General features: G+C 68.4%; 24 protein-coding genes. 4 read left to right on the forward strand and 20 right to left on the reverse strand.

The genetic code is table 11. The features are described from left to right. Window positions 1-31: 31 nt before the first annotated feature. The 4 genes from AB0C27_RS40435 to AB0C27_RS40450 all read left to right on the forward strand — a co-directional run bounded on the left by AB0C27_RS40435 (window position 32) and on the right by AB0C27_RS40450 (window position 1,956). Complete coding sequence (locus AB0C27_RS40435; protein ID WP_357855976.1) at window positions 32-274, forward strand: hypothetical protein; 243 nt, start codon at window positions 32-34, stop codon at window positions 272-274. Further along, complete coding sequence (locus AB0C27_RS40440) at window positions 267-548, forward strand: hypothetical protein (protein ID WP_357855979.1); 282 nt, start codon at window positions 267-269, stop codon at window positions 546-548. The genes AB0C27_RS40435 and AB0C27_RS40440 overlap by 8 nt, the downstream gene beginning before the upstream one ends. A gap of 187 nt (window positions 549-735) precedes the next feature. Next, window positions 736-972, forward strand: coding sequence for a hypothetical protein (locus tag AB0C27_RS40445; RefSeq protein WP_357855982.1), 237 nt, complete (start codon window positions 736-738; stop codon window positions 970-972). 219 nt (window positions 973-1,191) lie between these two features. After that, window positions 1,192-1,956, forward strand: a complete 765-nt coding sequence (locus tag AB0C27_RS40450; RefSeq protein ID WP_357855985.1) for a DUF3800 domain-containing protein — start codon at window positions 1,192-1,194, stop codon at window positions 1,954-1,956. Window positions 1,957-2,141: 185 nt separating this feature from the next. Here AB0C27_RS40450 and AB0C27_RS40455 read toward each other — a convergent pair whose 3' ends face one another. From AB0C27_RS40455 to AB0C27_RS40550, 20 genes are all read right to left on the reverse strand, one after another. After that, window positions 2,142-2,510 carry a hypothetical protein gene (locus tag AB0C27_RS40455; RefSeq protein ID WP_357855988.1) on the reverse strand — a complete coding sequence of 123 codons (369 nt, stop codon included), beginning with the start codon at window positions 2,508-2,510 and terminating at the stop codon, window positions 2,142-2,144. Between the two features lie 69 nt (window positions 2,511-2,579). Next, on the reverse strand, window positions 2,580-3,377 hold the full coding sequence (locus tag AB0C27_RS40460; RefSeq protein WP_357855991.1) for a peptidoglycan recognition family protein: 798 nt from the start codon (window positions 3,375-3,377) through the stop codon (window positions 2,580-2,582). After that, a complete protein-coding gene (locus AB0C27_RS40465) occupies window positions 3,377-3,682 on the reverse strand; it encodes a hypothetical protein (RefSeq protein WP_357855994.1) in 306 nt (101 codons plus the stop codon). Before AB0C27_RS40465 ends, AB0C27_RS40460 begins: the two co-directional genes overlap by 1 nt. Next, window positions 3,679-4,134 (reverse strand): hypothetical protein, encoded by a 456-nt coding sequence (locus tag AB0C27_RS40470; RefSeq protein ID WP_357855997.1) that lies wholly within the window; start codon window positions 4,132-4,134, stop codon window positions 3,679-3,681. The genes AB0C27_RS40465 and AB0C27_RS40470 overlap by 4 nt, the downstream gene beginning before the upstream one ends. Then, window positions 4,131-5,060 (reverse strand): hypothetical protein, encoded by a 930-nt coding sequence (locus AB0C27_RS40475; protein ID WP_357856000.1) that lies wholly within the window; start codon window positions 5,058-5,060, stop codon window positions 4,131-4,133. The genes AB0C27_RS40470 and AB0C27_RS40475 overlap by 4 nt, the downstream gene beginning before the upstream one ends. 12 nt (window positions 5,061-5,072) lie before the next feature. After that, a complete protein-coding gene (locus AB0C27_RS40480) occupies window positions 5,073-7,811 on the reverse strand; it encodes a hypothetical protein (protein ID WP_357856003.1) in 2,739 nt (912 codons plus the stop codon). Continuing rightward, window positions 7,811-10,237, reverse strand: a complete 2,427-nt coding sequence (locus AB0C27_RS40485) for an ABC transporter C-terminal domain-containing protein (RefSeq protein ID WP_357856006.1) — start codon at window positions 10,235-10,237, stop codon at window positions 7,811-7,813. The genes AB0C27_RS40480 and AB0C27_RS40485 overlap by 1 nt, the downstream gene beginning before the upstream one ends. Before the next feature lie 143 nt (window positions 10,238-10,380). Then, window positions 10,381-10,806 carry a hypothetical protein gene (locus AB0C27_RS40490; RefSeq protein ID WP_357856009.1) on the reverse strand — a complete coding sequence of 142 codons (426 nt, stop codon included), beginning with the start codon at window positions 10,804-10,806 and terminating at the stop codon, window positions 10,381-10,383. Beyond that, the gene (locus tag AB0C27_RS40495) at window positions 10,806-11,231 is read right to left on the reverse strand and encodes a hypothetical protein (protein ID WP_357856012.1); all 426 of its coding nucleotides are present in this window, start codon (window positions 11,229-11,231) and stop codon (window positions 10,806-10,808) included. The genes AB0C27_RS40490 and AB0C27_RS40495 overlap by 1 nt, the downstream gene beginning before the upstream one ends. 3 nt (window positions 11,232-11,234) lie before the next feature. After that, window positions 11,235-11,486, reverse strand: coding sequence for a hypothetical protein (locus AB0C27_RS40500; RefSeq protein WP_357856015.1), 252 nt, complete (start codon window positions 11,484-11,486; stop codon window positions 11,235-11,237). 1 nt (window position 11,487) lies between these two features. Further along, a complete protein-coding gene (locus AB0C27_RS40505; RefSeq protein WP_357856018.1) occupies window positions 11,488-11,835 on the reverse strand; it encodes a hypothetical protein in 348 nt (115 codons plus the stop codon). 80 nt (window positions 11,836-11,915) lie between these two features. Further along, window positions 11,916-12,236: a hypothetical protein gene (locus AB0C27_RS40510; protein ID WP_357856021.1), complete on the reverse strand. Its 321-nt coding sequence runs from the start codon at window positions 12,234-12,236 to the stop codon at window positions 11,916-11,918. Then, entirely contained in the window at window positions 12,236-12,988 is a 753-nt protein-coding gene (locus AB0C27_RS40515; RefSeq protein ID WP_357856024.1) for a hypothetical protein, read from the reverse strand. The genes AB0C27_RS40510 and AB0C27_RS40515 overlap by 1 nt, the downstream gene beginning before the upstream one ends. Continuing rightward, window positions 12,981-13,283, reverse strand: a complete 303-nt coding sequence (locus AB0C27_RS40520; RefSeq protein ID WP_357856027.1) for a hypothetical protein — start codon at window positions 13,281-13,283, stop codon at window positions 12,981-12,983. The genes AB0C27_RS40515 and AB0C27_RS40520 overlap by 8 nt, the downstream gene beginning before the upstream one ends. Then, complete coding sequence (locus AB0C27_RS40525) at window positions 13,280-13,738, reverse strand: hypothetical protein (RefSeq protein WP_357856030.1); 459 nt, start codon at window positions 13,736-13,738, stop codon at window positions 13,280-13,282. The genes AB0C27_RS40520 and AB0C27_RS40525 overlap by 4 nt, the downstream gene beginning before the upstream one ends. Next, complete coding sequence (locus AB0C27_RS40530) at window positions 13,735-14,127, reverse strand: hypothetical protein (protein WP_357856033.1); 393 nt, start codon at window positions 14,125-14,127, stop codon at window positions 13,735-13,737. Before AB0C27_RS40530 ends, AB0C27_RS40525 begins: the two co-directional genes overlap by 4 nt. A gap of 3 nt (window positions 14,128-14,130) precedes the next feature. Beyond that, window positions 14,131-15,201 carry a hypothetical protein gene (locus AB0C27_RS40535; protein WP_357856036.1) on the reverse strand — a complete coding sequence of 357 codons (1,071 nt, stop codon included), beginning with the start codon at window positions 15,199-15,201 and terminating at the stop codon, window positions 14,131-14,133. Between the two features lie 54 nt (window positions 15,202-15,255). After that, the gene (locus AB0C27_RS40540) at window positions 15,256-15,963 is read right to left on the reverse strand and encodes a hypothetical protein (protein ID WP_357856039.1); all 708 of its coding nucleotides are present in this window, start codon (window positions 15,961-15,963) and stop codon (window positions 15,256-15,258) included. After that, on the reverse strand, window positions 15,963-16,421 hold the full coding sequence (locus tag AB0C27_RS40545) for a hypothetical protein (RefSeq protein ID WP_357856042.1): 459 nt from the start codon (window positions 16,419-16,421) through the stop codon (window positions 15,963-15,965). Before AB0C27_RS40545 ends, AB0C27_RS40540 begins: the two co-directional genes overlap by 1 nt. A 10-nt stretch (window positions 16,422-16,431) precedes the next feature. Then, complete coding sequence (locus AB0C27_RS40550; protein ID WP_357856045.1) at window positions 16,432-16,944, reverse strand: hypothetical protein; 513 nt, start codon at window positions 16,942-16,944, stop codon at window positions 16,432-16,434. Window positions 16,945-16,946 lie beyond the last annotated feature (2 nt).

The following is a 16,946-nucleotide window of genomic DNA, read 5'->3' on the forward strand; positions in this document are numbered from 1 at the left end:
TGGGCCTGCTGGCTGTGGCTCTGATGGAACCGTGCAACAACGTGATGCAGCCTTCTACTCGTGGAGCGCCCGCAACGGCAGCGGCGACGGCTCGTGCGGCGTCACATCCGATCCCGGCCGCGCCGTCACGCTGCTGCTTACGGCATTGCAGAAGCTGGCGCCGGGGGCATCCGGCCGAGTGGCGATCGTACGGCTGGAGCGGCATGTGTGGCCGCCCTCCTACCTGTACGGCGCCCCGCTGGTGGTCAACCGCAGGAGGGTGACCGATGGATGACATCGCCTTGGAGGCCGGCCTGCGGACCGCCCAGCAGCTTGGAGTCCTGTCCGCCACCTACCCGGCCTGGGATGTCGACCTCTCCCGCGACGAGGCCGGACGCGTCTGGTGGGTGGCCAAGCTGCGCCGGCCGATCACTCAGGCGATGCAGGCGGGCGGCGTGGTCGAACGCGTCCGCCAGGGCGACGCGATAGCCCTCGCCGCAACACTGGCATGGCAGTCGTCTCTCATCCACAACACGCGGGCGTACGAGTTCTTCAACCCGCCGCGTTGACCGATCTCCCCGGTTCCGCCTGCGCTATCAGGCGGAACCGGGGTACTTTCCGGCAGCCCACACCCATGGTCCTGCCGGGCGCGGCCCCCGTTCGGCCTGGAGGCGGGGCGGGCGGGGGCCGCACATTCCGGCCGTCAGCGTTGGAGGATGAGTGAGCGGCGCAGCTGAGCACGGAGCATACGGCCCCATGGGCGATGTTGCTACTGCGGCCGTGGTCTGCGCGGCGGGGGTTGTAGCGTGGCGTCAGCCGTGGGTCGCCGCCATGGTGGGGGACTGGCCGGCATGGCTGGTGGTGGCCGCGGCGTTCGTGTCTGCCCTGTTGTCGAGCGTCTATGCGAGGCGGTTGGGTGCGCTGCACCCGTCCGCGGTGCCGCTGCTGGTGGCGTGCTCGGTAGGGGCGGCCATCGCCGTCACTGTTGCCTGACCCAGAGCGTTAACACGACAGCATTTCGTGAGGTTGTGCCCGATTTCGAGGCCATGCATAGAGGTGCGACCAACGATCTTACGGCTGGCGATCCCGTCAGGGATGTCAGATGGGTTCGTTGTGCCGCGCGGCCCCGTACGAGCGGGTGTAACCGAAACCTGACGCTGCTCGTGCCGAATTTGCCGCGCGGGAGCAGATCCGTTACGGGAAGATGGCCCCGTGTTCATCGCGTACATCGACGAGTCGGGAAACACCGGCGAGATCGCCAAAGGCGGTACCAACACGTACACGCTCGGCTGTGTCACGCTCGAAGCGCAGAAGTGGCCTCAGGCGGCTGATCAGTTTGGCGCGTTCCGTGACCGGATCGCCAAGCACTTCGGTGTACCGGAGCCGGCCGAGATCAAGGCCAACTACCTGATCCACAATGGCGGCGACCTTCGACCCATCGGGTTGAACCCGAATGATCGATATGTGCTCTATCGTGCGCACATGCGCATTCTCCACGACTTGGAGATGCAGGCCTTCGCCGTCGTCATCGACAAGCGTAAGCGGAACCTCCATGGCCAAGAGGTATTCGACCTTGCCTGGGAAACCCTGCTTCAGAGGCTAGAGCGCAAGTCGTACTACGAAAGCACCCCATTTCTGATTTTTCATGACGAAGGGGAAGCTGCTGAGGTGCGGAGGTGGTGTCGCTACGCACGTAAGAACCTTACGGCTGGAAGCAAGTACGGTTACTCGCTCAACGTTGCCGCAACGAAGCTGATCGAAGATCCCATTCCGAGCAACTCTCGTGAGTGCAAGTTCATCCAACTTGCAGACCTTGTGGCTTACGCAGGGTTCCGCAAGCACATCCCGCCTGGGCCTAACGCGGCGGGCACGGTGTGTCCGGCCACTATGTGGGACGAGATCGGTCAGGCCATCAACGGCAAGGTGAACCTGTGGTCTGGCGGACCCGCGGCAGGAATCGTCGTCCGTCGTCAATGAGGGAGCCCCCGGCTTTGCCGGGGGCCCGGGGAGTGCCGGTACGAGCCTTCCGCTCGCCCAGCCCTCATGATGAAGACTACCCATCGTTCCCTGCCTTGGCATAGGAACAGACGGATACAATCGGATATCTTTTCGAATGCATTGTCGGTTATGTCTAAGGATGACTCTGCGTGATGCGTGGTCAACTACACGCTGGCCGAATCTTGGCGCACCCGTGGCTTGTCCAGTCGCACAGGTGCAGGCGAGACATGCATGCGCAGAATGAACCCCACCAGACCGGCCACCGCTGCGCTCACCAACCCGACCTGCTCCGGCGATAGCGCCAGCCCGAACCCAACCGCGAGCACGAGCATGGCCTGGATGGTGCCCATCAGCAGCGGCACGGGGAACGGCCGGACGGCCAAGGCGGCGACGAGCGCGAGCACCGCAGAGGCGGCGGCGTTGATGAGACCGACTTGTTCGCCAGTGATGGTCAGGCCGAAGCCGATGGCGAGTGCAACGGTGGTTTGGATGAGGGTGAGCCAGAGTGCAGGCTCACGGCCGAGTATTTGCATTGCCCCTCCTAGGAGACGTCCGGCCCTTAAACGAAGCCGGATCTTGGACTTGCCGGTAGGTATGCCAGGTCAGGCGCTGTTGGCCACGTCGAGCCGCACCGTGATGCCTTCGATCGCCGACTCGATCCGCCCCACCAGGGCATCGACGTCAATCGCCTGGTCCCGCTGCGCGAGCACGGCCACCAGCTCGCGGATCGTCGCCCCCTGCGCGGCCAGCTCAGCGAGGATCTTCCGCAGCTGCACGCCGTGGTCGACCAGCACGCTGCGGGGCTTCCACTCCAGGTTCGTCGGGCTGCCGTAGGAGACCGGCATCCGGTCCTGCTCCCACGCACCCTCGTAGATCTCCTTCGCGGACATGTCTTCCTCCTGTTGGTTGGGCGCCCCACTGAAGGTGCCGTTCTTGACGAGCGCGTAGGCGCGGTCTCCCGGGCAGGTCGTGGACACGAAGTCGCGGTGGCCGCGCACTTGGCCGCCGAGACCTTTGCCGATCAACCACATCCGCAGTTGGCGGACGGCGTCGATCTGGGCGTCGGTCGGCTGCTCGCCCGGCCCCGACATGAGGGTGACGCTGTACCAGGTGGTGTTGCCGCCGGGTTGGGCGGCTTGCTCCCGGCCCAGCCCGCGGCCCTCGAACACGGACCCGTGCGGGCAGGCGCCGAAGCTGTATCCGATGTCCAGCCACTCGCGGTCCGGGTCCGTCATGTGGAAGACCCGGGTGCGCTGCCAGTACGCGATGCACGCTGTGTGTGCTTTCGCGGCGAGCCCCAGGTTGGAGCCGTCGTAGTGGATGACGATCCCCTTGCTGGGGTGCGCGGCGCGGGCATCGGTGGGGCCCCACCCGAACGCCTCCCGCGGGGTGATGTTCATCAGTCCTCCAGGTTGTCGAGGTGGGTGGTGAGCGTGGCTTCGATCCGCTTCACCGCGTCCTTCAGGGAGCTGCCGTCGTTGGTGACGACCTCGTGCTCGATGACGGCGAGGCGCTCCAGTACGCCGGGCCGTGCTTCGACGCCGGGCCGGGCGGGTTGGCCGCGCCAGTCGTCGAGGAAGTCGTCGAGGGATTGAAAGAGCAGCCAGCAGCGGCGCCACATCTTGCCGACCACCACGAGCAGGCCGAGCCCGCCGGCGACGATGCCCATCACCACGAATGCGTCCAGGACGGGGTTGCCGGTCATGGCATCGGGATCGCGATCAGGTCCCGCGCGGCGATGTCGGCGCTGTCGGGATCCGTGCCGGGCGTGGCCAGGTGGGCGGTGCGCAGGTAGTAGAGCTGGCCCGGCGTCAGGCCCTCAATCATGCTGACCCTGCTGCCGTACTGGAATTCGGTGTCCTGGGCGACCGACAGATACCCGCGGAACGTCACCGACGGCGCCAGCACCTGCGTGCCTGCCGAGTTCTCCAGGAACAGTTCTGGGCTGAGGAAGATGCGGTCGGCGCTCGCGCCGTTGTCTCTGAAGCCGCCGCCGATCGTCAACCGGACCCGGCCGGACGGCGGCCCGATGAAGTACACGCCGACCTCCGGCGAACCGGGCGCGTACGAGGTGTGGCCGATGTTGGCCACCATGGTGTCGTCGTGCACGAACGCTGTCGGGCTGAGGGTGCGCACGAGGTCCCCGGCGGCCGTCATGGCAGGCTCGCAACAATGATTTCGCGGCAGGAGATGTCGGCCGTGGACGATCCGGAGTCGCCGGTGGCGACCGCGTACTGCACGGCCGCGTAATAGATCTGGCCCGGCGTGAGCCCTTCCAGCACGCTCTCCCTGCTGCCGAAGTGAGGGCCCACAGAGCAGTTGTCGGAGCCGAACCCGCGATTGGTGACGCTCGCGGTGAGGACGACGGCCCCGGAGGAGTTGGTTTCGCGCACGATCGGGCTGAGGAAGATGCGGTCGGCTCCGGCCGCGTTGCCGAGCCCTCCCCCGACGATGATGAGCACCCGCCCGCTGGTGGGCGCGATGAACGTCACCTCGACCGCCGGGCTGCCGGTGGCGTAGGAGCTGTTGGACGGGTTGTTGATCGCCGTCGCATCCTGGGCCCACACCGCTGGCGGATAGTCGAGCGCGCGGACTGGCTGGCCGGCGAACGAGCCGCCGAGCGGGGTAGGCACGACGACGATCTCGCGGACGGACAGGTCCGCGGTTCCGGTGCCGGTCGCCCGGTGCATCGTCCGCCCGTAGTAGGTGGCGCCCGGGGTCAGTCCGGTGAGCAGGGTGGTCCTGGATCTGTGCGCGTTGGCGGTGGCCTGGCCCGGGACGGCGCACCCGCGCAGCACCTCCGTGGTGGTGTTCGCGGCGAGCACCACGCTGCCGCTGACGTCGTTCTCCCGAATCTCCGGCGTGATGATGACGCGCTGGCCGCCCGCGTCGCCGGACGCGCCCAGGCCGACGCTGAGCAGCACCGAGCCGGACTTGGGTGCGATAAACGTGCACTCGCAGGACGGCGATCCGGCGATGAAGGTGGTGGACGGGATGTTGGTGTGGGACGTACCTTCGGACCCCCACACCGCCCGCGGCAGGTCATCAGCGGATATGGGGTCTCCGACCAGGATGTCAGGCACTCTGGCCTCCTCTCATAGCGCGTAGATGGCTGGCCGGAACATGCGAACCTCCGCGCCGGACTGGTGGGCTTTGACGATGCCGTTGACGGAGCGGACGACGGTCAAGGTCTGGGCCGTGCCGGTGGCGGCGCCGACGGCGGACACGGTCATCCGCTCGCCGCCGATCATCACGTCGAAGCCGGACGCCAACGTCGACCAGAGCGGCCCGGTCGGGGTGTCGATATCGACGGCCGTCTCGGTGCTGTCTAGGGCTTCGGCGGTGACCGTGCCGTACGACTCGTACCGGCCCTGCACGTCGTACACGGCCACCTCGTACGGCGACGCCGGCGAGCAGTTGAGCACCATGGAGTGCTCAAAGTTGCCGAGCTCCTCCACGCACCCTTGGACGAGTTGCGAGATCGCCTCCGGAGGCATCTCGGGAGGCAGGTTGGCCACCGTGACCCGGTCGCCCACCTCCAGCAGCAGCGCGTCATCGGTCAAACCTGTGTCGCCGGCGAACGACTCGTGCGCGAAGTTGATGGCGAGCTGCGGATACCGCGCCTCATCGACGGTGCCGACGTGCAACCTCCATGCGGCCTGGTCGAACAAGTCCAGGTCGTACTCGACCGCCAGCGTCATCTCCTGCGGGTACCGGCCCACCCCGGCCGGAGGCGGCTGCACGGACAGCGCGCCCGTCTCCTGCACAGCCCGCGCGCTGGAGCCGCCTTCTCTGGTGGCAGTAACGTCGTTGACGATCGACTGATCGTCGTCCACCGGGGCGAGCGCCTCCGCCAGCTCGTGCTGCTCGTAGTCGAGGGCGAGCCGGGAGACCTGGTTGTAGAGGCTCTCGCGGGTGCGGTAGCCGAGGCCGAGCACGTCCCTGGGCTCGAACAACATGCCCGCATCGGTATCGGCTGCCGCCCGCAGCAGCGCGATCAGTGTGTCCGGCCGCTGCGCGCCCAGGCGGGCCGTGGCATCCAAGTCACCGACCGCGCGGAAGCCAAGCCCCTCCTCCTCGCACAGGCGTTGGATCCGGCGGCCGGCCGCCTCGGACCGCCACCCGTTCAGCTGCGACCCCAGATCGAAAACCGTGGTGAGCGCGTTCTGCACGGACAGGTGACCGACCGTCGTCCCTGTCAGCCCGCCCGCCGGATTCACGATGATCGACCCCACTTTGCCCACGGTGTGGGAGGCGAGGGTCCCCGAGGTTGACGATCCGACCGTCGCGCCCTCCTCGACCGTGACCAACACATAGTCGATGTCCGCGCCGTCCTGGACCAGCTCGACCGCTACGAGCAGCCGCTGCCCGTCCACGGCGAACGCGATGTCGCCGGTGTCGGCCAGGGTGGTGCCGTCGCCGGCCACCGCCCTCAACCCGAGAGTGCCGCCGGTACCGTAGTGCACCTCCCACCGCCGGACAGAGCCGGTCGTATACACGGTGACGACGCCCTGATCGTTGCCGTCGCCGGCTGCGGGCACCGCGAGCAGGAACCGGATCTGGGTCACGCCCGTGTCGGTGTAGGCGGGCACGTTGCCGCGCAGTTCGGCATCGCCCAGGACCGGGAGCGGGCTCGAAGCGACGAACGCGTCGAAGGCTGCGAGCTCCAGGCCGCTGCCGATGATGGAGAGCGGACCGTGCGCCATCGCGGGGGCGAGAGACGTGGATCCCTGCACGTCTTCCATCGGCCAGTAGGCGATCAGGCCGGGCGCGTTGATGATGCCGCGGTAGAGGGCGGAGCCGAGGACGGTACCGTCGCGGCTGACCCTGCGCAGCACCCCGGCCACCTCGATCGGCACATGCGCGTCCTGGCCGGTCAGGTCCCAGCGGGGCGGCCAGGATGAGACTTCGCCGTGGAAGCGCCAGCGGCGGTTGCTGATGCTGGTGCCGCCTTCAAGCGTCCACGTGTTCGGACTGGACGCTGTGTCCGCGAAGCTGGTCGCGCCGGGCGTTTGGATGCGAAGGTCAGGGTTGGCGACCACGGTGCCGCCGATGCCCGATCGGAGCTCGAAGGCGTGCAGTTTGCCCGCTGTGGCGTCGCCGGCGAAGACCGCGATGTCGCCTACTTCCAACCCTGCCAAGCTGTCGAAGACGCTGGTGGTTCCCGCGGTGACGACCGGGTCGCCGAGCTGCTCCCACGGGCCGTCGATCGTGTCGGCTCGATAGAACGTGACCGTGTGCCCGCTCGCGCCGTTGTTGACGTCCAGGGTGGCGCGCAGCGCCTGCCTGCCCGACGGCGGGAACGGCACGGGCACCGTCGTCCAACTTTGCAGCGTGGTGGAGCTACCGGTAGGCGACCAGTCCAGCACCAGAACGTTGGCGTTGATGTACAGCGCCCAGCTTCTCTGGTCACCCGTGGCCACCCACTTGCAGGCCAAATCTGACACGGCATGCCAGTCCAGGAGCGTGCAGTCGATCCGGACGTCCAGGTCGCCGGTGATACCGAGCGCTGCGGCGTCGGGGCAGGTGATCTTGTCGCCGGTGGCGCCAGGCAGTTCCAGGTAGGAGGGCCCGCGCTCGACGGCGACCCGGATGGGCGTGTTCCTGCTGAGGAGGCCGTAGTACTGGCCGGCCGGATTCCGGGGCGAGTAGCGGCCATCCCTGTTATCGAAGGTAAGAGCGCAGGTAGAGCGGTCAACGTGATCGCTCTCCGAAGATCGGCCGCGGGTGATGCGCACCATGTCTCGGCGGTAAACGTGCGAGGTCACGTCCACCCAGGAGCCGTCGAGATAAAGCTCGGCCAGGAGTGGAAGCACATCTTCGGGGAACCCCATCATGACCTCCCCAAGACGGCCTGGACGTTCCCCCCGCGAGTGCGCACAGCCTTGCGCAGCGGGTCAACAATGATCTCGCCGAGAGCAGTCGTGCCGATCTGCAGCACGATGTGGATCGGTCTATCGCTGCCTCCGCCGCCTGCCGTGAGCGTGGCCGCGGTCTGGTTTGCCGACGTGACCTGGCTGCCGAAGGGGAGCCGTACGAGCTCCGGCCCGCGCTCCCCGACCAGAGTGATACCGCCGGCCACACCGCCCGACGCCTTCCCGGAGGAGGCGACAAGGGCGCCCTTCACCGCCGACGTGGTGAGCCCGTACCGGTCCGCCAGCTTCGACGCGGACGTTTTGCTGAGTCCCATCGACCTGGCCATCTTGATGAACTCGCTCCGCTGCTCCCGCATCTTGGCGGTCACCGTGGAGGCAGCGCGGCCCTGCTCCCGCATCGCGATCACCACCTCTTGGGCAGCCTCCGCGAGGGACAGCAGGGCGGCCCGGTTCTCCCGGCCCTTCTCCGTGCCAATGGACAGCGTCTTCTTGTTCTCCTTCAGCGACCTCCGCGCGGCGTCCCAGGCGGCCTCGTAGCCGCTCAGGGCGCGCTCCTGGTTGAAGATGGAGCCGGTCAGCTTCTCCATGGCCTCGCGGAAGGAGACGACGATGCGCTCCATGGCAGCGAGCCCGCCCGACCCGCCGCCCGCCTGCTGGGCCTGCCGGAACGCCATGCTGATCGAACCAAAGCCGCCCTGCTGCATGGCTCGCGTCTGCCCGGCCCCGGTGACCGTGGACCCGACCGGCAGCCGCACCAACTCGGGGCCCTGCTCACCCACCATCGCCAGCGACGAGCCAGCGCCGGATACGCCGCCCTGTGCGAACCGGCGTACGCCGCCGAGCCCGCCGATCACCCCGCCGTGAGCATGCTGCGGCGCAAGCACGGTGCCGACCCCGATCCCCGACGACCGGTAGATCTGGTTGATGAACACGCGCACCGACCGGTCTTGGATCGACGCCAGCGACGACTTCGCCGCCGCCACCTTCGCCTGCAGATCCGAGATCTCCGCCCGCAGCTTGGTCTTCTCCGGCCTGGCCAGATTCGGATCCTTCAGCCTCGCCTTCGCGGTGGCGATCTTCCCTTCGAGGTCGGAGATCTCGCCCTCAAGGCGCACCTGCTCCGGGAAGTTCTCGACGTCAGCTTTCAGCCCGGCCAGCTCGGCGCGGGTCCCGGCCAGCGATGCGGCCATCGCCGCGGCGCTCTCCTGCCACGGGCCGGGGATTTCGGCGATGGCGCCCATGACGGCCTGCATGGCGCCGAGCACGCCGTCCAGCAGCCCCATCGCGAAGAGCAGGGCGCCGCGGAAGGCGCTGGTCATGTTGCCGAGCAGGCCGATCACGAGGGGCAGGGTGGCGAGCAGCCCGAGGAAGATCGATGAGATCAGGTCGCGGTTCTCGTTGACGATGCCTGCGAGTTCGATCACCGAGTCGGCTATCGACTTGAAGACGCCAGGCAGCGCCGGCCCGGTCTGGTCGAGTAGCGCACCGAACGCGGCCATCACGGGCACGACGGCGGGCTTCAGCTCCTTGAAGGCTGCGCCGAGTGATTTGACGAACCGCGACAGCGGCCCCTTCGCAATCTCGAACCCTTGTTTGAGGACTGGACGGAATTCGCGTCCCACATCGCGCAGTGTGGACCGCACCGTGCCGAGCACCGGAACCAGCGGCTGAGCAGCGTCTTTCAACCCGCCGACGATGTCGCGGGCCGTCTCCCGCCACTGCGAGCGGAGCCGCTCAGCCTGCCGGTTCGACTCCTTGACCCGCTTCTGCTCCGCCTTCGACCACTCGGAGTTCACCTCCTCCACATGGAAGAGGGCCGCCGCCCCGGCGCTGACGAGGCCGACGCCGAGGCCGGAGATGATGGCGCCGGACAGGAGGCTAGCCAGCGTCATGCCGCCACCCACCGCGGCAGCGCCGAGCGCCGCCACGATGATGGGCCCCAGGATGGGCGTGGACAGGGCGCCTTGGAAGGCCTTCGAGATGCCGCCGCCGATGCCCTTCAGCGAGGTGGCTTTCAGGCCGTTCATCAGCGCCGACTTAGCGCCGGCGGCGAAGCGCGCGCCGGCGCTGCGGCCGTCCTTCTCCGAGACCATGTCGCGCAGCCGGGCCCGGACATCGTTTCTCATCCGGTCGAATCCGGCGGTCACCGACTCCTGCGCCGTCCGGAACGCCCGCGAGATCCGGTTGGTTTCGCCGTTAACGTCGGCGATCGCATCATGCAAGCCGTTCCGGAGGGCGTCGCGGATGTGGTTGAGGGCCGAGACAGATTGGCGGCTGGTCTCCTTATACGTCTTGCCGATGTCGGCGGCATCCTTCATGGCGTCCTGCACAGCAGGCTTGGCCTTGTTCCGCCCGGTGACGACGATCTCGACTTCGTTCGCCATGGCTCACCCCCCCTCTCCCTGGTCGGCCGGTCCGGCGAGTTCTTCGAGCTTCAGCAGCCTGAGCAGCTCGGCATCCTCTTTCATGAGCTGGCTTGGCAGGCAGCCGAAGCGCTGGCATTGCGCGAGGATCCAGCGGGCTTCGGTCAGCTCGCCGGGCTCGGTGACAGGGGTTCCATCGGGATCGATGCCTCCTGGGACTGATCGCCAGAGGGCGATCCGCCGTCCAAAGGGGGCGACACTCCGGCGACGTTCTGGCCGTACGCGGTGATGATCTCGACGGCGAGGGGGAGGTCCGCGTCCAGGAATGCGTCGGGCGTGCAGGGGATCGGCTCGCCCGTGTCCTCGTCCTCCAGATTCCAGGAGACGAGCTCCCGGCCGAACATCAGGAAGAGGTCTTCCATCTGGTCGACCTCCTCCTTGGAGAAGGAGGCGAGGTCGGCTTCGAGCAGGGGCGCGAGGGCGAGGAACTTTCGGACGCTGATCCGCTTCGCGCGGACCTCGAACCCGGCGAGCTCGGTGTCGTCGGCCCACGTGAGCTTGACGGTGCGGGCCCTCTTGTAGCCGCCCATCAGGCGCTCGTCCAGGTTGGTACAGCGCCGTTGGCGAGCACCATCGGTACCTGGCCGACGAGCGACCCGTCAGCGCCTCTCGTGAGCGCGTAGTCGGTCGGCAGGAGCGTGCACAGCGGGGTGGTGCCGAGCGTCTGGCCGCTCACCGTCAAGGTGAACTCCCGCGCGATGCTCGACGACGGCACGGTCTTGAACACGTCGTGCGACATATTCGCCGCGGGATTGAACACGAGGTTCAAGGTCATGCTCATGTCGGTGAGCAGGAGCAGCCGCTCCATCGCGTACTTATCGACTCCGGTCACGTCCTGGACCGCCCTGGGGGTGGCGAACTCCATGTTCGTGCAGTCGTTACGGATATCCCGCAGGGTGCCGCCGCTGTCATCAACCGACAGGCCGGTCCAGCCGAGACCTGACTCCTTAGCCATGGCCTATACCTCCTTCTCTGAATCGGCCTGGGGCGGTTTCCACCCGAGCACCACCAGCGCTTTTGCCGTCTCCTCCGACACGGTCACGACCGCCTTGCCCTTCACCCGCACCTCGCCCAGCGCCAGGTGCAGGGTGAGGGTTCGGCCGCCGGCGTCGGCGTCGATGCGCAGGCGCTGCGTGATGTGCTCGACGGGCTTGCCGTCGAGCAGAATGCTCGGCGCGCGCCCATTCGGCAGGTGCACTTCGACGTCCACGTCAGCCTTTCCTCTGCTGCTCAGACAGCCCGTCCTGGTGGAGGCTGAAGTCCTCGACCCAGTCGGCCGGCCGCTGGTGCTGCCGGATGAGGCCGAGGTTCTGCCGCCAGTCGCCGCCGCGTACGAGATAGGTCTCCGGCCGTGTCCGGTGCTCGGCGAAGCACCGCTGGCCGGGCTCGAACCGGAACGCTGTCAGTCCCTCGCCGGTGCGCTGCTCGCGGAACGTGCGCCCGGACTGCTGCCGGATGTACGCGGCCTGCGCCTGCCCGAGCGGCGTGCCCTCATCGACTTTGGTCTCCCAGCCGTGCCGCCAAGCTGCGCAGCCGACCTGCTCGCAGGCGGCACGCACAGCCCGATCGGGCGGAGACACGATCCGGTAGGTCTGGAACGCTCCAGTCGGAGCCGACGGAGTGATGCGAGTGAGGGGCCTCACAGGTGCCTGCCTTTCTCGGGGGCCGGACGCGGCCCGCGCGGGTCGATCGGGTCACGCGGCCCGCCAGGGCCACGCGGAGGAGGCCCGACTTTGATCGGCTCCTTCACCGGCTTGCCCGGACCGGGCAGCCTGGCGGAGGCCTGCTCCAGCCGCATGAAGCCGGGCCGGGTGTCGGCCAAGATCAGGCCCTTGATGCCTGCGATGTAGGCGGCGCCGTGCTCGTCCCACGCCTCAACCGGGAGCGCGACGAGCAGCTCGTCGTCGGCGGGGTCGGTGTAGAGGGCGACGGTGCTCGTCGTGCACGCGATGAAGGCCATCAGAAGGTCACCGCCGTCAGGTTGCGGGTGACGACCACCAGGAAGTCGAGGTCCGAGAACCCCGCGGAGGTGGTGGTGGCCACGCGCAGGTAGCGCTCCACGGTGAGGGACCGGCCGGTCTGGATGCGCTCCGACGCCGGCCCTGCCGTGATCTGCGTGAAGCTCCCGCCTGTCACGTCAGCCCAGGCATCGGATCCGCCGTCGTCGCTGGACTCCTGGAGCTTGATGGTGACGTCGTCGCCGGTGAAGGCCAGCACGTGCAACCACGCCTGGAGACCGTGCGCGGACGAAGTGCCCCCGTCGAGGCTAGCGGACTCGTCTGCCTCGGTGTGCGTAGCGATCCCATCGGTGAGCTGGACACCCCACTCCGTGCCGAAGCCATTGGCCAGCGCCTGTACGGAGAAGCTGAAGCTGCCGTCGGTGCCGCGCGAGCCGTCGTAGTTGGCCTGCTTGGCGACCAGGCACGCGGCCGGACGCCCGGCGCCGGTACCGCGCAGATACGTCTGGATCACGTCGGCCGTCGGCAGGGCGGACAGCACCGGATGCGCTCGGTTGACGGCCGGGTTGAAGAACGAGGAGAACTCGAATGAGCCGTCCCTGAGCCCGCCGATGCGTTCCATCGCCTCCACGTTGATCGCCGTCATGTCGAGCGCGGCCGGGCCGCCGCCGATCCGGCCCAGCGAGCCGATGTCGCCGGACAGGTCGTAGCCAGCCACCAGGAGACCGTCACCCATGCCGCCCTGCTTAGCCACGGTCGGCCTCCTCGACGGGGACGAGCGGCCCGTTGGCGACGATGTTGTGGCGGTGCGTGGCCAGATGCTTCATGTCCGCGTCCCGGTTGCGGCGCAGCGTCTCGTACGCGCCCATCGCCGCCTGGAGCCACTCAGGCGGGACCTCGGTGACGTAGCCGTTGGGGACCATCACCCCGTGCCGGGACGCGGTCACCGTCGGGGCGTGGCACTCTGCGGCGGACAGGCTGCGATGCCAGCGGACGACGGTGCCGTCCATGATGGTCGGCGTCACGGTGATCACGGGCTTGTCGGTCATGGAAGCTGCTCCCATACGTCGTTGACGATCACGGGGAGGACGATCGTCATCACCCGCATCTCGTGGCCGTCCTGCCGGAGATAGCCCGCCTGCGCGGACAGCGGGATGCCGCCCTGGCCGAGCAGGTCCACGTTCCGCACGCTGCCGCCCAACTCGAAGTCCCCCGAGTAGGCGTTCACGAGCGCGTCCACGGCGGCGATCATGTGCGGGTCGATCGCGTCGGCCGGCTCCTGAAGCATCGACGTGTAGAGGCGCACGTTGAACACCACCCGCGCGCTCGTGGCGTGCAGGCCGGACCCGGCCGGGAACGGGCTCACGCTGTCGGCCCACACCGCGCACGTCAGCCCGTGGCCGGGTGCGTTCGCCGGTTCGTGAGCGTTGACCCGCTCGAACAGGCCCAGTTGCATGGCGTGGCTGACGATGGCGTCGAGGATGGTCGCGGCGTCGAGGCTCATCCGAGTCTCCCTAGGTTGCGCCGGACGGCCGCCTGCGCGAGCGGCCCGGCCTTCCGCTTCAGCCCTTGGGCGACGCGGCGGAAAGTGAAGTAGCCTTCGAAGCGCGTGGCGGGCGCGTTCCTGCTGCCGACGCCTTCGAGCCACGGCCCGTAGATGACGCGGTCGTCGTACAGCACCCGCGTCGTCGGCCCGAGCTGACGGTTTCGGATCCTGCTCTGGTAGTAGCCGGTCGGGTGCTTCAGCACCCGGTGCAGCGTGAAGCCGATGTCGCGGAAACCCTGCTCGGCGACGGCATCGACGGCATCTTCGGTGAAACCGTCGAGGATGCCGGCCGCGCGGCCTTCCACGATGGGGCCCTTCATTTTGATCGTGGCCTGCACTTCGAGCACTGTTCACACCCCCCTGATCCGGGCCTTGCGCCCGCAGGCGGCGTAGGCGGTCTCCCACAGCGCGTCCAGCCCTTGGCCGATCTTGCGAGTGGTCGGCCGCTCCCGCGTGACGTTCGACCGTTCCCCGGACGCTGGGCCGGGCCGCGCGTACCCGGCCTGCTCTCCCAGCACCTGGGCCAGAGCGAGGCCGATGCACAGCGCTACGACCGGGCCCGGCGGGACATGACGCACCAGGGCGGCCCCGCTGTCGTGCGCCGCGGCGGTCGTGCCTACCGCGCCTCGCTCGACGGCCAGCCGCCGCGACGCGTAGATGTGGGCCCCGGACGAGTGGGCGGCCAGCACGCTGCCGTCCCAGCCGCGTTTGACGATCAGGTTGTCGCCGGCGATGTCGACGATGAGCATCCGCTCGGAGCCGATCAGGACGACCTCGTTCACGCTGTAGGCGGCGCCGTTGGCCACCGCGACCGTGACCGTGGCCGCCTGCGCAGCCAGGTCCGCCGCCAGGTCCTGGCCGGTGTCCAAGATGCTCCGCCCAGTGACGATCATCCGTTCGTCGCCCACCCGGATCAGGTCGCCGACCCCGACCGCTGCGCCATCTGATACATCCACGCTCGCGTCATCGGCGCCCGCCGACCCGGAGAGCACGCCGGCGGGGGCTTCGTCGAGGCGGCAGCCGGCGTAGATGCCGGTGATGGCGATGGTCTGCTGGTGGGTGTCGCCGGAGGAGAACGCGCTGCTGGAGTCGATGTTGACCTCGATGCGCGAGTAGGGCGGGCCGTCAGTTGGGTAGAGCACCAGGTCGCCCGGCGGGATCGTGACGCCGCCGGAAGACGCCTCGACCAGCTCGGCCAGTTCATTGGCGTCCAACCAGAGCCGCCACGGCCTCGCGCGCTGACTGTTGGGCCAGTCGAAGGACAGCGTCTTGGTCTCGGGGTAGAAGCGGCGGTGCAGACACCCTTCGATCTGTCGTGACGCCGACTCGATCGCACGGTCCACCTGCCGGTCTGACCTCGCGGTTTCCTTGATATCCAGCGCGGCCTTGACGGCCTCTCTCGTCGCGTACCAGACGCCCACCTGCCTCCACCTCCTCTCACGTCTCTCTCGCCCCTCACAGCCCTCTAAGGGGCGTCAGAGAGTGTCAGCCTCGCCAGATCCATCCGTCGAACTTGCAGTGGAGTTCGCCGTCCGGGCCTTGGGTGAGCGGTTCGCCGTCGTTCGGGCACGCTTCGGGCGGACGGGATTCGTCGTCGCGCCGGAGCTCGGCGGCTTCCCTGCTGATGTCTCGGAGCTGCTCCCAGCTGATGGCCCTGCTCCCTCCTGCTCAATCGGTGGCAGCGCCTCGCCGGTCCCGTCGCCAGTGATCTCAGGCGACTCGGTACCGTTGGCCGGCACCTCGACGCCTTTCATGGGCACGCCCGGGTGCTCGCGCTCGGGGAGCAGCAGCCCCTGCGGGTCGTCCTCTCCCACCACAGTCACGTCACCCACGACCCCGCCAGTTGCAGGCACAGCGTCACGAGCGTTGCTGGCCCCGCCGTGGCGGGTGATCTTCGGCATGCTCTCCTCCATTGACCCGGCCAGCGCGGGCATCGCCAGCCAGCAGCGGACGCACCGCAGCACCTTCGGCACTTCCACCACGCCCGGTGCCGGACTCCGCAGATACACGCGCCGCACCACCGCGAAAGCCGGGCAGTCAGCGTTGCCGCACGCCACGTCGAGGAAGGGCAGCCGCGACCCGCCGCCGCCCTCCTCGACACGCTCGCAGCTCGCGCAGTGCGGGCACGCTTCCAGGCCCGGCGCGTACCGCGTCGAGCAGCCGGAGCACACCCACAGAGCCATCAGCCGGCCACCAGCGTGGCGCCGTCCGTCAGCGGGATCCACGTGCAGTACCAGGTGACGGCCCCGTCCGGGCCGGTGCCGGTCGTCACCTGCTCGATGTCGCCCGTCGAGACGACGACACCGCCGAGCGCCTTTCCGCCCCGGTTCAGGTCCGGTGGCGTATCGGTCTGGTCCAGCACGCCGAGCACCGTCCCGGCCGCCGTGTCTGTGGTGCCGATGTCGGTGGCCGTAATCAGGTCAGCGGTGTCGCCCACCGTCGGGTTCGTCTGCAGCTTGACCGTGTTGGCGACGGTGATGGCGGTGGTGACCACACCCCACAGGGCGGTGATCATCACCTCTCCGCCCGCCACGGTGAAGATGGTGCGGGTGTCGGCTGCGAACGCGCCACTCGGCGACGCCACGGGGGCGCTACCGAGCAGCAGCGTCCGGAGCTGAGACCCCTGAATCATGGTCGTCATGTCAGGCTCCTCAGGTCAGCAGCGCGGGCAGGTTGGCCGGGGCGCGCTGCGCGGCCAGATCCCGCGCGAAGTACAGGACCGTGAGCGTCTTGTCGCCCGCGCCGAGGTCCGGCACGTTGACGCTGATCCACTCGTAACCGTCGGACAGCGAAGTGGCCTCGACCTCGAAGACGAGAATGTTCTGCTCGACGTCGGTCGTCTCCGACGCCGCGACCGCGATCTCGGAGGCGGCCGCCTGGCTGTACTCCGTCCACGTCTCGCTGTTGTCGAGCGCGACCGCGGACTTGATCCAGTACTTGGTGATCACGTCCAGGTCGGCGGGGGTGCCGCCCGAGGCGGCGGTGTGCTGCTGAAGGTCCACCTGGAGGTCGTCGCCGCCGGTGGCCACGCCGCCGACCAGGACGACGGTGACGCCGCCGCACTGCTTGAGGTGGATCCGCTTGCCGGTGACGACGCCGTTCGTCGCGGCCGGCGGAGCGCCGAGTCCGATGTCGAACAGCCGTCCCAGGGCCTGCTGTGCCATGT

The sequence above is a fragment of the Nonomuraea sp. NPDC048882 genome (genome assembly GCF_040649755.1).
Classification (GTDB): domain Bacteria; phylum Actinomycetota; class Actinomycetes; order Streptosporangiales; family Streptosporangiaceae; genus Nonomuraea; species Nonomuraea maheshkhaliensis.

Coding starts and splice junctions, on each gene's coding strand:
- AB0C27_RS40440 (WP_357855979.1), top strand. CDS start 267: ATGGATGACATCGCCTTGGAGGCCGGCCTGCGGACCGCCCAGCAGCTT.
- AB0C27_RS40445 (WP_357855982.1), top strand. CDS start 736: ATGGGCGATGTTGCTACTGCGGCCGTGGTCTGCGCGGCGGGGGTTGTA.
- AB0C27_RS40455 (WP_357855988.1), bottom strand. CDS start 2,510: ATGCAAATACTCGGCCGTGAGCCTGCACTCTGGCTCACCCTCATCCAA.
- AB0C27_RS40460 (WP_357855991.1), bottom strand. CDS start 3,377: ATGAACATCACCCCGCGGGAGGCGTTCGGGTGGGGCCCCACCGATGCC.
- AB0C27_RS40465 (WP_357855994.1), bottom strand. CDS start 3,682: ATGACCGGCAACCCCGTCCTGGACGCATTCGTGGTGATGGGCATCGTC.
- AB0C27_RS40470 (WP_357855997.1), bottom strand. CDS start 4,134: ATGACGGCCGCCGGGGACCTCGTGCGCACCCTCAGCCCGACAGCGTTC.
- AB0C27_RS40480 (WP_357856003.1), bottom strand. CDS start 7,811: ATGGGGTTCCCCGAAGATGTGCTTCCACTCCTGGCCGAGCTTTATCTC.
- AB0C27_RS40485 (WP_357856006.1), bottom strand. CDS start 10,237: ATGGCGAACGAAGTCGAGATCGTCGTCACCGGGCGGAACAAGGCCAAG.
- AB0C27_RS40490 (WP_357856009.1), bottom strand. CDS start 10,806: ATGGGCGGCTACAAGAGGGCCCGCACCGTCAAGCTCACGTGGGCCGAC.
- AB0C27_RS40495 (WP_357856012.1), bottom strand. CDS start 11,231: ATGGCTAAGGAGTCAGGTCTCGGCTGGACCGGCCTGTCGGTTGATGAC.
- AB0C27_RS40510 (WP_357856021.1), bottom strand. CDS start 12,236: ATGGCCTTCATCGCGTGCACGACGAGCACCGTCGCCCTCTACACCGAC.
- AB0C27_RS40520 (WP_357856027.1), bottom strand. CDS start 13,283: ATGACCGACAAGCCCGTGATCACCGTGACGCCGACCATCATGGACGGC.
- AB0C27_RS40525 (WP_357856030.1), bottom strand. CDS start 13,738: ATGAGCCTCGACGCCGCGACCATCCTCGACGCCATCGTCAGCCACGCC.
- AB0C27_RS40540 (WP_357856039.1), bottom strand. CDS start 15,963: ATGGCTCTGTGGGTGTGCTCCGGCTGCTCGACGCGGTACGCGCCGGGC.
- AB0C27_RS40545 (WP_357856042.1), bottom strand. CDS start 16,421: ATGACGACCATGATTCAGGGGTCTCAGCTCCGGACGCTGCTGCTCGGT.
- AB0C27_RS40550 (WP_357856045.1), bottom strand. CDS start 16,944: ATGGCACAGCAGGCCCTGGGACGGCTGTTCGACATCGGACTCGGCGCT.